Origin of the sequence: Saccharococcus thermophilus (assembly GCF_011761475.1) — a bacterium.
Classification (GTDB): Bacteria; Bacillota; Bacilli; order Bacillales; family Anoxybacillaceae; genus Saccharococcus; species Saccharococcus thermophilus.
Genome location: NZ_JAASRS010000001.1, coordinates 1663745 through 1677295 on the forward strand (window position 1 = coordinate 1663745; position 13551 = coordinate 1677295).

Annotated in this window: 14 protein-coding genes and 1 riboswitch; all 14 genes read right to left on the reverse strand. The window is 49.3% G+C overall.

Annotated features, from left to right (window positions below; genetic code table 11):
- Positions 1-3: 3 nt before the first annotated feature.
- Positions 4-420 (reverse strand): bifunctional adenosylcobinamide kinase/adenosylcobinamide-phosphate guanylyltransferase, encoded by a 417-nt coding sequence (locus BDD39_RS08605; RefSeq protein WP_166909860.1) that lies wholly within the window; start codon positions 418-420, stop codon positions 4-6.
- Positions 354-1007 (reverse strand): histidine phosphatase family protein, encoded by a 654-nt coding sequence (locus BDD39_RS08610; protein ID WP_166912348.1) that lies wholly within the window; start codon positions 1005-1007, stop codon positions 354-356. Before BDD39_RS08610 ends, BDD39_RS08605 begins: the two co-directional genes overlap by 67 nt.
- Complete coding sequence (locus BDD39_RS08615) at positions 965-1753, reverse strand: adenosylcobinamide-GDP ribazoletransferase (protein WP_166909862.1); 789 nt, start codon at positions 1751-1753, stop codon at positions 965-967. The genes BDD39_RS08610 and BDD39_RS08615 overlap by 43 nt, the downstream gene beginning before the upstream one ends.
- A complete protein-coding gene (locus tag BDD39_RS08620) occupies positions 1750-2310 on the reverse strand; it encodes a bifunctional adenosylcobinamide kinase/adenosylcobinamide-phosphate guanylyltransferase (protein ID WP_166909864.1) in 561 nt (186 codons plus the stop codon). Before BDD39_RS08620 ends, BDD39_RS08615 begins: the two co-directional genes overlap by 4 nt.
- On the reverse strand, positions 2307-3377 hold the full coding sequence (cobD, locus tag BDD39_RS08625) for a threonine-phosphate decarboxylase CobD (protein ID WP_166909866.1): 1071 nt from the start codon (positions 3375-3377) through the stop codon (positions 2307-2309). Before cobD ends, BDD39_RS08620 begins: the two co-directional genes overlap by 4 nt.
- On the reverse strand, positions 3334-4305 hold the full coding sequence (gene cbiB, locus BDD39_RS08630) for an adenosylcobinamide-phosphate synthase CbiB (protein ID WP_166909868.1): 972 nt from the start codon (positions 4303-4305) through the stop codon (positions 3334-3336). The genes cobD and cbiB overlap by 44 nt, the downstream gene beginning before the upstream one ends.
- Positions 4302-5786, reverse strand: a complete 1485-nt coding sequence (locus BDD39_RS08635) for an adenosylcobinamide amidohydrolase (protein WP_166912346.1) — start codon at positions 5784-5786, stop codon at positions 4302-4304. Before BDD39_RS08635 ends, cbiB begins: the two co-directional genes overlap by 4 nt.
- Positions 5786-6838 carry a FecCD family ABC transporter permease gene (locus tag BDD39_RS08640; RefSeq protein WP_380630620.1) on the reverse strand — a complete coding sequence of 351 codons (1053 nt, stop codon included), beginning with the start codon at positions 6836-6838 and terminating at the stop codon, positions 5786-5788. Before BDD39_RS08640 ends, BDD39_RS08635 begins: the two co-directional genes overlap by 1 nt.
- Complete coding sequence (locus BDD39_RS08645) at positions 6804-7766, reverse strand: ABC transporter substrate-binding protein (RefSeq protein WP_166909870.1); 963 nt, start codon at positions 7764-7766, stop codon at positions 6804-6806. The genes BDD39_RS08640 and BDD39_RS08645 overlap by 35 nt, the downstream gene beginning before the upstream one ends.
- Before the next feature lie 130 nt (positions 7767-7896).
- A riboswitch (cobalamin riboswitch) is annotated at positions 7897-8110 on the reverse strand.
- A 125-nt stretch (positions 8111-8235) separates the two neighbouring features.
- On the reverse strand, positions 8236-8850 hold the full coding sequence (locus BDD39_RS08650) for a PH domain-containing protein (RefSeq protein WP_166909873.1): 615 nt from the start codon (positions 8848-8850) through the stop codon (positions 8236-8238).
- Between the two features lie 486 nt (positions 8851-9336).
- Positions 9337-10701, reverse strand: coding sequence for an N-acetylglucosamine-specific PTS transporter subunit IIBC (gene nagE, locus BDD39_RS08660; RefSeq protein ID WP_166909877.1), 1365 nt, complete (start codon positions 10699-10701; stop codon positions 9337-9339).
- Between the two features lie 18 nt (positions 10702-10719).
- On the reverse strand, positions 10720-11448 hold the full coding sequence (gene phnF, locus BDD39_RS08665) for a phosphonate metabolism transcriptional regulator PhnF (RefSeq protein WP_166909879.1): 729 nt from the start codon (positions 11446-11448) through the stop codon (positions 10720-10722).
- Positions 11445-12200: a glucosamine-6-phosphate deaminase gene (gene nagB, locus BDD39_RS08670; protein ID WP_166909881.1), complete on the reverse strand. Its 756-nt coding sequence runs from the start codon at positions 12198-12200 to the stop codon at positions 11445-11447. The genes phnF and nagB overlap by 4 nt, the downstream gene beginning before the upstream one ends.
- Before the next feature lie 16 nt (positions 12201-12216).
- Positions 12217-13389, reverse strand: a complete 1173-nt coding sequence (gene nagA / locus BDD39_RS08675) for an N-acetylglucosamine-6-phosphate deacetylase (protein WP_166909883.1) — start codon at positions 13387-13389, stop codon at positions 12217-12219.
- Positions 13390-13551 lie beyond the last annotated feature (162 nt).

The window sequence follows — 13551 nt, forward strand, 5'->3', positions numbered from 1 at the left end:
CCTTTATTTGATTCGTTCTGCCAATCCGCACCAAATGCGATCCACACGGTCGCAAAACTCTGCCAACCGCTGGTAACACCAACCGGTTACATCACGCCATAACCGGTCCTCTTGCTCTATCGGCACGATTCCCTGGGTAATATCGGTGCCAATCCATACTACTGTGCGCCCAGGGCATTGCCGCTCCCATTCCTGCCACCGCCAAAACAATTGTCCCCAATAACCGAGGTCAGGCAGGCGGCGAATCGCCGCTTCCAGCCCTTCAAACACTACGATTCGTTCTGATATACTTTCATCAGGTTCGCCATATGTCCCTTCATATCCGTTATACCATATGATATCCTTTCGTTCCCTTATTCCGTAATGTTTGCACACCCATTTTCGTTTTCCTTGAAAAGCACCTCCGACAATGAAATGCATCGTTTTTTCTCCTTCCACCTCTCTAGCGTCGATTGCAACGTATACCCGCTGCCAAACGGCACCGCCCATTCCCAAAAAGGCCTTTCGATCGGCGCAAAACGCTCTAATACATAACGAATCGGTCCGCCATGCGTGACAACGGCAACATGCTTCGCGTTTGTTTGTTCGGCAAGTAGTATGGTTTGTGCCAGCGCTTCTTCCACCCGCTGGCAAAAAGCTTGATAGCTTTCCCCATTCGGCGGCGCTACGGAAAGCGGAGAATGCAGCCATTGCTGATACTCTTTTATTTCTTTCAGCTCTGGAAAAGTTTTTCCTTCCCAGTCGCCAAAATTTATTTCCCGCCATTGCGCCATTTCGTATTTTTGACCGCCATCATTTCGAAACAACAGTTCGCACGTTTGCCGGCAGCGCAATAAGTCACTTGAAACGAGCAGATCAACCGGCTGTTCCAATCTTAATGCCACGCGGCGAAGCCGCATTTTTTCCTGTTCGGCAAGCGGGACGTCCGTATGCCCGATATATCGCCGCTCCGCATTTTCCGGCGTCAGCCCATGGCGGATGAACGTAATAGCCAAATGAGACACCATAGCCACGTTTCCGCTCCTTCCACAAACGCTCCGATCGTATCGCCGGTAATCCCGCCAAACTGCTTTTCAAACGAAGCTCTCGCCAGCCAAGCCGCCGCAATCGTTCCGGTTGCCAATAAGCCAGCGTTTTTGATCACGGAAGCATCCATGATGCAAATGCATGCAAGCAGCACGATGCTGATCGCCATCGCCACATAGCCATCCATGCGGCTAGTATATTCACGAAAAGCAACCGCCATTCCGGTTGGCTTTGCTGGTTTTCCGCAAACAAGAAGCCAAGCCGCTCCCGTTCTTGACAGCAGCGGGACGACAATAAGAAGAAGCGCGTTCAGCCCAGTGCGTATCGTTTCCAACAAAAACAAAAGGCGGAACGAAAGCAAACAGAAAATCGATAAAACGGCAAACGCCCCGACGCGGGAATCACTCATGATTTCCTGGCGGCGCTTGATGTCACGGTATGAAAAAAAGGCATCGCTGACATCCATCCAGCCATCCGCGTGCAAACCGCCAGCAAGCCAAACCGACAGCCACATGAGAAACAGCGCCAAAAACAGCGGGGAAAAGGAAGAAAAAGCAGAAAACAGGTCGTACATTATGGCCGCGACAGTTCCGATGATGGCACCGATAAGCGGGAAAAAACGGACGGACCAGCGCGCTACGTCACCGTTCCAATCGATTTGCCTCCGCACTGGAATCACCGTTAAAAATTGCATCGATAATAACAAACCGCTCCAAGCTGCTTTCATCGGAACAACTCTCCTTTTTTGACCGTTGCCAACCCGTGCTGGACTAAAACGGCAACCTCTGCTTTCTCGACAATTTGCTGGTGAAGCCAGCCAAGCATTTTCATATAGTGATATGTCCCGATATCATCGGGTACTCCCCCGCAAAATAATTCATTGGAAACAATAATCAACGCTTTGCACGCTCCCGCCAGCCGCTGTAGCGTTTCCCACATGTACGCCGCTTTACGGAAACATAATTTTTCCTCTTTCCAACTGTCATCACGAAACAGCTCATTGGCAAGCCAATTTGTCAAACAGTCGAGCAGCACAACATCCGCTTTCTTAAACGATCCGACCAGCTCGTCAAGACAAGCAGGATGCTCCCATGTTGTCCATGGCATCGGCTGTTTCTCCCGCCGCTTTTGGTGATGGGTGATTCGTTGCTTCATTTCTTCGTCATCAGCGCTTGCCGTCGCAATATAGTGGAAGGAGGATTCCGGGACGGCCAGCTTTCTCGCGTATCTTTCAGCCACTTTGCTTTTTCCGCTGCGGACACCGCCGCTAATAAACACCATCATGTTCCCCACCGCTTTAACACATGCAATAATTCGTCATTTTCTTCTTTCGTTTTCACGGCAAAGCGCAAATAACGACCGTCAAGACCAGGGAAATTCATGGTATGGCGCGGCACGATTCCTTCCTTTAATAAAGAAAAGAACAGTTCTTCTGTTGAACACCCCGGCCGCCGCAATAAATAAAAGTTAACGACAGACGGAGAAACAGAATAGCCACATGCGCGCAATGTGTTTGTGATTCTTTTCCTCTCTTCGGCAATCATCTGCTTCGTTTGCTCGACAAACTCCTCGAGCGGCAAAAAACGAAGCGCCAGCTGCTGGGCAATCCGGCTTACGCTCCATGGCGGCTGCAACGTCTTTACTTTTTCCATGACCGTTTCATTTGCGGCTATATAGCCAAGGCGCGCTCCTGCTAAATGATGGATTTTCGTTAAGGAGCGCAACACGATTAAGCGGGAAAATTCATTCATCCACCGCATTGCCGTAAAGCCTTCAGGCCAAAAAGGGTAAAACGCCTCGTCAATTACCACAAACGTCCCTGCTTTCTCCGCCGCGGTAAGCAACGCATACAGTTCATCTTCTTTCATCACCGTTCCCGTTGGATTGTTTGGATGGCATAAAAAGAGAACATCGACCTCTTCTATTAATTTCATTAACTCCTGTTGCTCGTATTTCCAATTTCGCTCTTCCGTTGCAACAAGCGAGACAATGTCACAGTCATGCGCCTGACAGGCGCGACGATACTCGGAAAACGTCGGTTCGAGAATGCCGACACGCTTATTGGCAAACCATTTAGCGAGCAAATAAATGCACTCGGAAGCACCGTTGGCGATAAGCAATTGCTTGGGCGATACCCCTTCCATTTCAGCAATCAGCTCGGCCAACTGACGCGCCTCGGGATCGGGATACTCCATCGCCCATTGGCAAAATTCCGTTTGTGAAGGCCAAAGCGATGGCGGAAGCATATACGGGTTCGTATTGACGCTAAAATCGATATACCTTTCTGGAAGCGGAAGATTGCAGGATTCATATAGCTTGCGAGGATTCGCCCCATGCGCCGGTAAACGCAATCATCATCCCTCCTATCAACAATAGCAGCGCAAACGATAAAACGGTCACGACCATCATTCGGAGCGCTTGACGAATATGTTTGGTTTGCAAAGGAACGAGCGGGTCACCGAGCGTCGGCCGTCTGGAAACGATGCCGTGATACGTATTCACGCCGCCAAGCTGCACGCCTAAAAGCGCCGCCATCGCCGCCTCCGGCCAGCCGCTGTTCGGGCTTGGATGCTTACGGGCATCGCGAAACAGCACGCGCCAGCAGTAGCGAAATCGCTTGCCGCTATGAACGAGCACCATGATGACCGCTGTCAGACGCGCCGGTATATAATTCATGACATCATCCAGTCTTGCCGACGCCCAGCCGAACGCGCGGTACATATCATTTTTATAGCCGAGCATCGAATCGCACGTATTGACAGCGCGATAAAAAAGCGCCAATGGCGCGCCGCCGATCCACGCGTAAAACAGAGGCGCGGTAATGCCGTCGCTCGTATTTTCCGCCACCGTTTCCACGCAGGCACGAACAATTTCCGGTTCATCCAAGTTTTCCGTATCGCGGCCGACAATCATGCTTAACTCTCGGCGCGCCTGCTCCATATCCCCCCGTTCGAGCGGCAGCAGCACATTCCATGCCGCTTCTTGCAGGCTTTTCGTTGCAATCGTGGTAAAAATCAGTATCGCTTCGACGACGACTCCAAAGAGCCAAGAAAGCGAATAACTAATTTTGACGGCAAGCAACGAAATGATATACACCGTTCCCGTTACCGCCGTTACCGTCACGATTCCTTTTACGCGCCGATATGCTCCTTTGTTTAGCCGCCGGTCCAAAAAAGCGATAAACGCTCCCATACCCCGTACCGGATGCGGCAGCCAACGCGGATCACCGAGCCAAAAATCAAGCATCAGCGCCAGTGCAAGCGCCAACAGATGGCTCATGAGGAACCCCTCTGCTTCCGGTATCGGCGCAGCGCTTCCCTTGTTGCTTCATAAACGACGCGGCCGAGCGCTTTGCCAATCGGGGTGATCGTTCCCGCATACGAAAAAGTGGTGCCCGTCTGCGTCGCGGCAATAGCGATGCAATCGGTCGAAGTACCCGTTGCGTGCGTGTTCGTCTCAGGATCAAGGACGTTTTCCTCATACAGCGCCTTTACCTTTGCTTCCGTCGCTGTCATCATCGCTTGCACATAGGCAGCATCGGTTAACGTCCCATCGATAAAAATCATCATATTAATGGTGCCGATTTTTTGCACGAATCGCGTCCGTTCCCACGAGCGCGCGGCATCGACGGCGTTTCCTACCCCCGCCGTCACCACCGCCCAGAGCGAAAACGCGTCTTGTTTTTCATACATGCAAACGGCATCGTGTATGTCGACTGCTGTCATCATTCCAATCGTACTGGAGACGGGAATCCCGCGTTTCTGTAAATATTGCTTCATCTCTAATTCCGCATCTTCGCAGTGATAGTCTTTGGAAACTTGCCGGTTGACAAAATGGGCCGCCCATTGAAACCCCGAGCCAACAAGCGCGGAGGACAACACTTTGAGCGGCTTTGCGGCAGTGATGACGATGCAGTCGTCCATCGTTGCCCATGTAAGATGTTCAGGCAGGTCCCGCTCTTCGGCGGTTGGCAATCCCCGTTCTGGCAAAAAGGCGAGCAGCGGCTTGGAAACGGTTGGATGCACCTGTCTGCTGACCGGAGCATGAAACACGGAACGGAGAAGCGCCGGCTCCATCAGCTCTTCCGGCGTGCCAAGCGCGACCGCTTTCCCTTCTTTTAGCATTAAAAGCCGATCGCAAAATAAACTGGCGATATTCATATCATGAAAAATGGCAATCACGGTCAGTTTTTTCTCTTTTGACGCACGAACGAGCTGATTTAATAGATGGAGCTGCTGGGTAATATCCATATGATTCGTCGGCTCATCGAGCAGCAGCAGCTCGGGATTTTGCGCCAGCGCCCGCGCCAAATAGGCGCGCTGGCGTTCTCCCCCGCTTAAGCGTTCAATGCTTTCTTCCGCTTTTTCGGCGAGACCGACTTCATGAATCGCCGCATCAACCGCCTGCTCATCTTCTTCCGTCCACACCGGAAAAAAGCGATGCTGATGGGCGTACCGTCCGAGCTCCACCGTTTCCTTGACCGTATAGCCGAACACCGCATCGATCGTTTGCGGAAGCACCGCGGCAAAACGCGCCCACTCTTTATGCGAAAAAGAAGCGAGCGGCCGTCCGTTCACGGTGATGCTGCCGCTTTGCACGGATAGCTCTTTGCTTAATAATCTCAACAATGTCGTTTTCCCACTGCCATTCGGCCCTAAAATTCCAAATATTTCCCCTTTTTCTACCGTAAAGGTGATATCATGAAGCACTTGTTTGCGCTGATAGCGGTAAGACACGTTGTTTACTTCGAGCACATCGATCACATCTTTCTTTTCATTCTTCGGAAAAACAATAACGCAAACAGCGGGGCGCCAATCAAAGAAGTAATGACGCCAATCGGCAATTCGCGCGGCGAAATGATCGTGCGCGCCAGCAAATCAGTAAGGACGAGAAAGGCCCCTCCGTATAGCAAAGACAGCGGCAGCAACAAGCGGTGGTTCGGACCGCAGACAAGGCGGACCATATGGGGAACGACAAGCCCGACAAATCCAATCGTCCCAGACACCGATACGGCCGCCCCTGTCAATAACGAGGCTCCTGTTAAAATCATGATTTTGCGGCGCATCACGTTCACCCCGACATGAAGTGCCGCCGCTTCGCCAAAGGCGAACGCATTAAGCTCGCGCGCATTCAGAAGAAGCAAGACGACGCCGAACAAAAAAAACGGAAGGAGAAGCATCGTATATTTCCAGCCCCGCATCGCGACGCTTCCCATCAGCCAGTCAATAATTTGCCGCAATTCTTCCCCGGTCAGCGCAATCATCAAAGAAATAAGGGCGCTGAAAAACGCGCCAAAGATAATCCCGGCCAAAATGATCGTCTCCACCGACATTTGTCGCTCCACTGCCCTTGTAAATAAAAGCACAAGCGCGAGCGTCGCCAGACCGAATAAAATGCTGACAATCGGCAAAGTAAACGTGCCAAAGAGCGGCAGTTGAATACCGAAAAAAATAACGATCACCGCACCGACGGAAGCGCCGGATGACACGCCGAGCGTATACGGATCGGCAAGCGCATTTTTTAACAGCCCTTGAAACGCCGCGCCCGCAACCGCTAGCGACGCGCCGACAAGAAATGCGAGCACCACACGCGGAAGGCGGATCGCCATCACGATCTGCACGAGATCATCGGGAACATCGCCGGGCAGCGGCAACCCAAACCAGGCCGAAAAAAGGATCTTGATAATAGTAGAAAAGGGAATCGATAACGAACCTATCGATATCCCTAATAAAAGCGAGACCGCCGCAATCGTTACAGCAATGATATACATCGATGCATTACTTAAAGATTTTCGGGTAAATGACTTTTGCAAGTTCCTCTACTCCTTCAACGAGACGCGGGCCCGGACGGCTGACTAAATCGGTATTGACATCATATACCCGCTTGTTTTTTACCGCTGGAACATCTTTCCACGCTGCGCGCCCTAACACCTGTTTCGCTCCGCCGTAGGTAGTAATAATCACATCCGGCTTGTATGCCACCGCTTTTTCCTCCGTCACCATCGGCCATCCTTCCAGGCCGCCGGCGACGTTTTTCGCCGAAATGGTCTGAAGCATCTCATCCATAAACGTTCCTTTTCCGGCCGTATAAATTTGCGGCGGAGGCGATACTTCCACCCATACTTTCACTTGTTCTTCCGGCTTAATTTGTTTAGCCTTCTCTTTTATTTCTTCGAGTTTCGTTTTCATATTGTTGATAATTTCTTGCGCTTTATCGGCGGTTCCGGTTGCCTTACCAACCAATTCGATCGAATGGTATACATCAGCAAACGATTTCGCGTCATTGACCACAAGCACCGTAATGCCCGCATCTTTTAATTGCTGAATTCCATCTTTCGAGCTATGTACGCTAGACGCATGGGCAAGTACTAAATCCGGCTTCAACGAAATAACTTTTTCTACATTAAACTCCATGCCGCCGATTTTTGCTTTCTTTTTCACATCCTCCGGATAGTTGTCAAAATCGCTGACGCCAACGATTTTGTCGCCTAATCCTAACGCATAGGCAATTTCCGTGTTGCTTGGGATTAAGGAAACGATTTTTTGCGGTCTGGACTTAATCGTCACTTCTTCCCCTAATCCATCTTTCACCGTTACCGGAAACGCGGCTTGCGTTTGTTCCGTTTTTGTTGCTTCTTTTTTCGCAGGCGCTTTGCTTTCGTTTGCCCCATTGCATCCGAACAATAGGCCGAATGTGAGGACGACGACAAGCAGCGCGATGTACTGTTTCCACTTTCTCATTGCTGTTCCCCCTTTTTACAATAGAAATAAAAAAACTCATTCCAAATTGGAATGAGTAAGAAACGGCAATATGTATGCACAAAGGCAGCCACCGTTGCCGCTTCCTACTCTCACCCCCCGAAGATTAGGAAACGCACAAGCAGGCAAGGCAGGTCTACTGACTCATGCTTCATCCTACTCTGAACCTTCCCATACGGCAAACGGCGCTTGCCATCGTACCGTACAGTGGCGATTTCATTTCGTCCGCATTTACAGTTGCGGGGACAGTTCTGGACTTTCACCAGATTCCCTATTAAGCCGTGCGGAGCGAATCGCTCCATTGGCACCTTGCTGCGAATGTATGAAATTGTCGAACAATTGACAGTTATAATATTAAAGGATTAGAAAAACTTTGGCAATAAAAAAATGAAAGTTTCATTGATTTTAAGGTATATAAAAATCCCCCGATAGCGGGAGACAAAGGAACAGCTCAATTGTTAATATAGCGTTCAAACACAAAGCCGAAGTCTTTTACCGTATATTTTGTTTTCGCGTCAACAAGCCATTGAAACGCGAGTTCGTTCACCGCCTTGAAATCGGCAAAGAAATTATTGGTGTCACTTTTCACGCGCCCGAATACGTTCGCGGTCAATTCCAAACTTTTATGCGCGTACTCCAGCTTCGTTTCGTTTTCATGGCAAAGCTCGGCGATGGCGAGCAGCGATTTATATAAATCTTTCAGCTCTTCTAAATGCTTTTTATGGACGTCAATCGAATAGTCATGGGCGCCGATTTTAAACTTAATCTCCACGTCTAAATCGACCGTGCCCGCTGTCTCGAGCGACACGTCGGAAATCGGATGTTTGTAATAATCATAGCGGCGCAATACGCGCTTTTTGCTGGTCGCGCTCGTGCCATCCAAATGAATCAGCGCTTTATTGGTAAAGCAATACTCATCCGACTTCGATTTAATTAAGAAATAAATCTTTTCCCCATCTTCATGCATTACGTAATCATCGGCATCAGCTTTATCGTAGTTTTCCGGCTTAATGACCGAGCCGATATCGCTTAATCCAAGCACATCGGCGGCGACTTTTCCGAACATCGCATAACTCCTCTCATTTTTCATGATTATTTTTTTGCGAGAAACAAACCTCGCAAATGATTGTCCCTTCTTGCCTAAGGAAAGCCTGTATTTCTACCATTCCTCTGTACGACGGGTACCTCATGCGCACATAGATCGGCTCATTTTTTTCAATCGGCTTCCCGCAGACGGAACAAGTTGGGGGCCGGGAAAACATATGATTTTCTCCTTTCTATCTCCTTTCTATAAAGATATACGTAACCAAGGAATGACAAGTTTCATTTATGGCATAAAAATGTCGCTCATTTTATCGCAGCGGCGATCTCGCCATGCGAATCCGTTTTGCCTCCTGTAATGATTCTTGTGTCGCCATTCTTCCTTTTGACAGCGAAGTGAAGTCTAGCAACCGTTTCATTAGTGAATTCCCCCCTTGATCTACCATATATATAGAATAAAAGTTCCAGCTCTTCTCTGCGAACGAAAAGAGCTGGAACACTTTTCTCTTGGTTATAGCTTTCTCAGCTCGTTGGCGACAAACTCGACATCCGTGCCGACAACGACCTGCACATCCGTTTGATTGAGGCGGATGACTCCTTTTGCCCCTAAACGTTTCAGCTCCTCCTCATTGACTTTGGATATGTCATTCACTTTTAAACGCAGGCGGGTCACACAGTTGTCGATCTGGATGAGGTTATCTTTACCTCCCAGCGCTTCCATATACTTCACCGCAACATCATTATAGCTGCCGCCTGTTTTCGCTGCGCCGCTTTCCGTAAACTCTCCTGCGATTTCTTCACGGCCCGGCGTTTTTAAATCTAATTTGACAATCAAGAAATAGAACACAACGAAATAAATGATGGCATAAATAATTCCTTGCACGATTAATAGATACGGTTTTTTCGCAATTCCATAGTTTAAGAAAAAGTCAATCGCACCGGCCGAAAACGTAAACCCGTGGTGGACGCCGAGCGCTGTTGCGATCGCCAACGAAAGGCCCGTTAATACAGCGTGAACGACATAAAGCAATGGCGATAAAAACATAAACAAAAACTCAATCGGTTCGGTAATTCCCGTTAAAAACGAGGTCAGCGCCACGCCAAGAAGCGCCCCTGCCACTTCTTTCCGCCGCTCTTTTTTCGCAGCCGCAATCATCGCAATAGCCGCGGCTGGAAGGCCAAACATCATAATCGGGAAAAATCCCGCCATGAAAATGCCGGCATTCGGGTCCCCGGCAAAAAAGCGGCTTAAGTCCCCTGTTTTGCCGTTATACTCGCCAAAAACAAACCAGACAAAGTTGTTCAGTACATGGTGCAACCCAAGCGGAATTAACAAGCGGTTTAACAAACCAAAAATACCAGCTCCAATCGCCCCGGCACCGACAATCCATTTGCCGATTGCGTTAATCATATCTTGGATCGGCGGCCATACATATCCAAAGATAAGTGCCAATATAAGCATGACAAACGAGGTCACAATCGGGACAAACCGTCTGCCTCCGAAAAATCCAAGCCAATCCGGCAGTTTGATATTATGATAGCGGTTATACAGCAACCCAGCAATGACACCCGAAATGATTCCGCCTAGCACGGACATATTAATATGTTTATCAATGGCAGTGGCCCCTTGGGTTAACACATAGTAGCCAATCGCCCCGGCCAGCGCCGCCGCGCCGTTTCCATCTTTCGCGAACCCGACGGCAACCCCAATCGCAAAAATGAGAGGCAAGTTCGCAAAAACAGCATTCCCCGTCGCGGCGATAAATGGAATATTGAATAAATCTGGCTGTCCTAAACGAAGCAATAACCCCGCTGCCGGCAGGACGGCAATCGGCAACATTAACGCTTTTCCGAGCCTCTGTAAAAATCCTAACATTAAAATTCCCCCTCTTTATTATTTGGAGCGTTCCATCTCAATCGTGAATTTGTAGCGGTCACCACGGTAAACCGATTTGACGATTTCTAACGGTCGGCCGTCATTTAAATAACTGCGCCGCTGCATCACTAGCACCGGAGCGCCTTCTTTGATTTGCAGCAGCTCGGACTCCATTTTGCGGGCGACGGACGCTTCGATGACTTGAATGCCGGACTGAATCGACAATCCTAATTCATTTTCAATAAATTCATAAACAGAACCGCTTACCACTTCGCGGGTTAAATCAGGAACAAGCGCGCATGGAATGTATAATGTTTCGAGCGCCATCGGCAGCCCATCGGCAAGGCGGACGCGGCGAATTTCATAAAGATCCGCCCCTTTGCGGACGTCGAGCAGCTGCGCTAGCGACGGGCTGGCAGGAACGATATGGAAATCTAGCAAGGTTGTTCCCGGTTCCATGCCGCGCACGCGCATATCTTCGGAAAAGCTCGTCAATCCTTTCAGCGGCTGTTCGATTTTCATCGCGGCGACGAACGTGCCTTTGCCCCGCTTTCTGACTAAATATCCGTCATTGACTAAGTTATTGATTGCCTGGCGAACGGTCATGCGGCTGATATCGTACGTTTCCGCCAGCTCGCGCTCGGATGGAATCATTTCTCCCGGCTTGAGCTGTCCTTTTTCGATCATTTCTTTAATTCCTTGTTCCAGCTGGTAGTAGATCGGGAGCGGCGAGTTTTTGTTAATCATCGCGCATACACCTTTCGTCGTTCATTGGCAACAAGCGACAATGCCTCCTCATCGGCGATGACGGTTACGTTTGGATGGGTATGAAGCACCGATGCCGGCACATCTGCAGTCACAGTTCCTTCGAACAACTTCACCATAATTGGCGCCTTCGCCGTTCCCGACGCTAATAGCACTATATGGCGGCTTTTCATAATCGTCGCGATTCCCATTGTGATCGCCTGGCGCGGTACATCCTCTAAAGATGGGAAAAAGCGGGCGTTCGCTTGCCGTGTCGAAGGAGCCAACTCAACGACATGCGTCGGGGCCGAAAATGATGTCCCTGGCTCGTTAAAACCGATATGCCCGTTTCTTCCAATCCCTAAAATCTGTAAGTCAATTCCTCCTAGGTTTTCAATTAGCTGTTCATAACGCTTGCATTCCGCTTCCACATCATCGCTCGCTCCATTTGGAATATACGTTTGCGAAAGCGGAATGTCAATATGGAAAAATAAATGTTGATTCATATAGTAACGATAGCTGTTCGGGTGATCGAGCGACAAACCAATATATTCGTCTAAATTGACCGTCCGAACGTTTCGGTACGATGTTCCGTTTTGTTGATGGTCTTGGACTAATTGTTGATAGGTGCCGAGCATTGTCGACCCCGTAGCAAGGCCAAGAACGGAATCAGGTTTTTTCTTTACTTGGGAAATAATGATGTCAGCCGCTTTTTGGCTCATCTCTTCATAGTTTGCCACTTCGATTAATTTCATCGTCCGACCCCCTTTTTTATTTTGCATAGGCAAGTTGACCACGGCATATCGTCATCACAACATGATACTGTTCATCTAATACGACAAGATCCGCATCTTTCCCAACACGGATGCTTCCTTTTTGGTCTGAAACGCCTAACTGCTTTGCCGGATTCCAGCTCGCCATGCGGATGATATCTTCCAACGTGCAGCCGGTATACGCCATCGTGTTTTTCACCGCATCGCCTAATTTTAAAATGCTTCCCGCCAACGTACCGTCACGCAATGTTGCTTTTTCCCCTTCCACCGTCACTTCCTGGCCGCCGAGCTCATAGATTCCCTCCCCAAGGCATTTGGCGCGCATTGCGTCGGTAATTAATATAAGCCCAGCGCTTCCTTTATTCCGGTAGGCAAAGCGAACCATTTCCGGCGCCACATGAATGCCGTCGGCAATCAGCTCACATATTACTTCCTCGTGCATCAGCACCGCTCCGGCGACTCCCGGCTCGCGGTGGTGGATGCCGCGCATGCCGTTAAATAGATGGGTCGCATGCGTCACCCCTGCGTCAATCGCCGCTTTTACTTGTTTGTAAACCGCATCGGAATGGCCGATCGAAGCAACAACACCATGTTCTTTTAAGTAAGCGGTGAGCGCCAAGCCATTCTTTTCTTCCGGCGCCAGCGTGACAAGACGAATATGTCCATTCGCGATGTTCTGCCATTTTTGAAATAGTTCGATATTCGGTTCGATAATATTTTTAGGATGTTGCGCCCCCGCGCGTTTCGGCGAAATAAACGGACCTTCTAAATGAATCCCAAGCACCTCCGCTTCTCCAGGCGGATTGCCGCTATCTATATATTGCGCAACATTTTGCAAAGCACGTTCAATCTGCTCGATAGGCGCGGTCATCGTCGTCGCTAAAAAACTGGTTGTGCCTTCCTTTGGCAATGTTTTTGCCATTGTGCGCAACGCTTCATCTGTCCCATCCATTACATCAGCTCCAGATGCGCCATGGATATGGACATCAATAAATCCTGGCACAACGGAGAAGCTTGGGGCAAGCTCTATCACCTCCGCTTCACTAGAAGCTGGGCATGAGGACATCGGCCCTACTTCGATCACTTTGTTCCCTTCTGTCAGTACATATCCTTGCTCTATTTTCCCTGTTTCTGCATATATAGCCGCGTTTTTTAGCAACCATCGTTTCACTATTATTGCACCTTCTTTCTATCATTATATTAACATCATATTATCTAGTTATCTATACCACTATATATTTTTTCATGAAAAGGAGTCCGTCCTTTGTATCGCTCGATCCATTTTGGATGATGTTTTTTCCCTCGGAAATGTTTCCGCTCATCCAAGCCGGCG

What these genes read in the sequence shown, in the direction of transcription:
- BDD39_RS08610 (WP_166912348.1), bottom strand. Translation starts at nt 1,007, where the DNA reads ATGGTGTCTCATTTGGCTATTACGTTCATCCGCCATGGGCTGACGCCG.
- BDD39_RS08620 (WP_166909864.1), bottom strand. Translation starts at nt 2,310, where the DNA reads ATGATGGTGTTTATTAGCGGCGGTGTCCGCAGCGGAAAAAGCAAAGTG.
- BDD39_RS08615 (WP_166909862.1), bottom strand. Translation starts at nt 1,753, where the DNA reads ATGAAAGCAGCTTGGAGCGGTTTGTTATTATCGATGCAATTTTTAACG.
- phnF (WP_166909879.1), bottom strand. Translation starts at nt 11,448, where the DNA reads ATGATTAACAAAAACTCGCCGCTCCCGATCTACTACCAGCTGGAACAA.
- nagE (WP_166909877.1), bottom strand. Translation starts at nt 10,701, where the DNA reads ATGTTAGGATTTTTACAGAGGCTCGGAAAAGCGTTAATGTTGCCGATT.
- nagB (WP_166909881.1), bottom strand. Translation starts at nt 12,200, where the DNA reads ATGAAATTAATCGAAGTGGCAAACTATGAAGAGATGAGCCAAAAAGCG.
- BDD39_RS08645 (WP_166909870.1), bottom strand. Translation starts at nt 7,766, where the DNA reads ATGAGAAAGTGGAAACAGTACATCGCGCTGCTTGTCGTCGTCCTCACA.
- cbiB (WP_166909868.1), bottom strand. Translation starts at nt 4,305, where the DNA reads ATGAGCCATCTGTTGGCGCTTGCACTGGCGCTGATGCTTGATTTTTGG.
- BDD39_RS08605 (WP_166909860.1), bottom strand. Translation starts at nt 420, where the DNA reads ATGCATTTCATTGTCGGAGGTGCTTTTCAAGGAAAACGAAAATGGGTG.
- BDD39_RS08650 (WP_166909873.1), bottom strand. Translation starts at nt 8,850, where the DNA reads ATGTTCGGAAAAGTCGCCGCCGATGTGCTTGGATTAAGCGATATCGGC.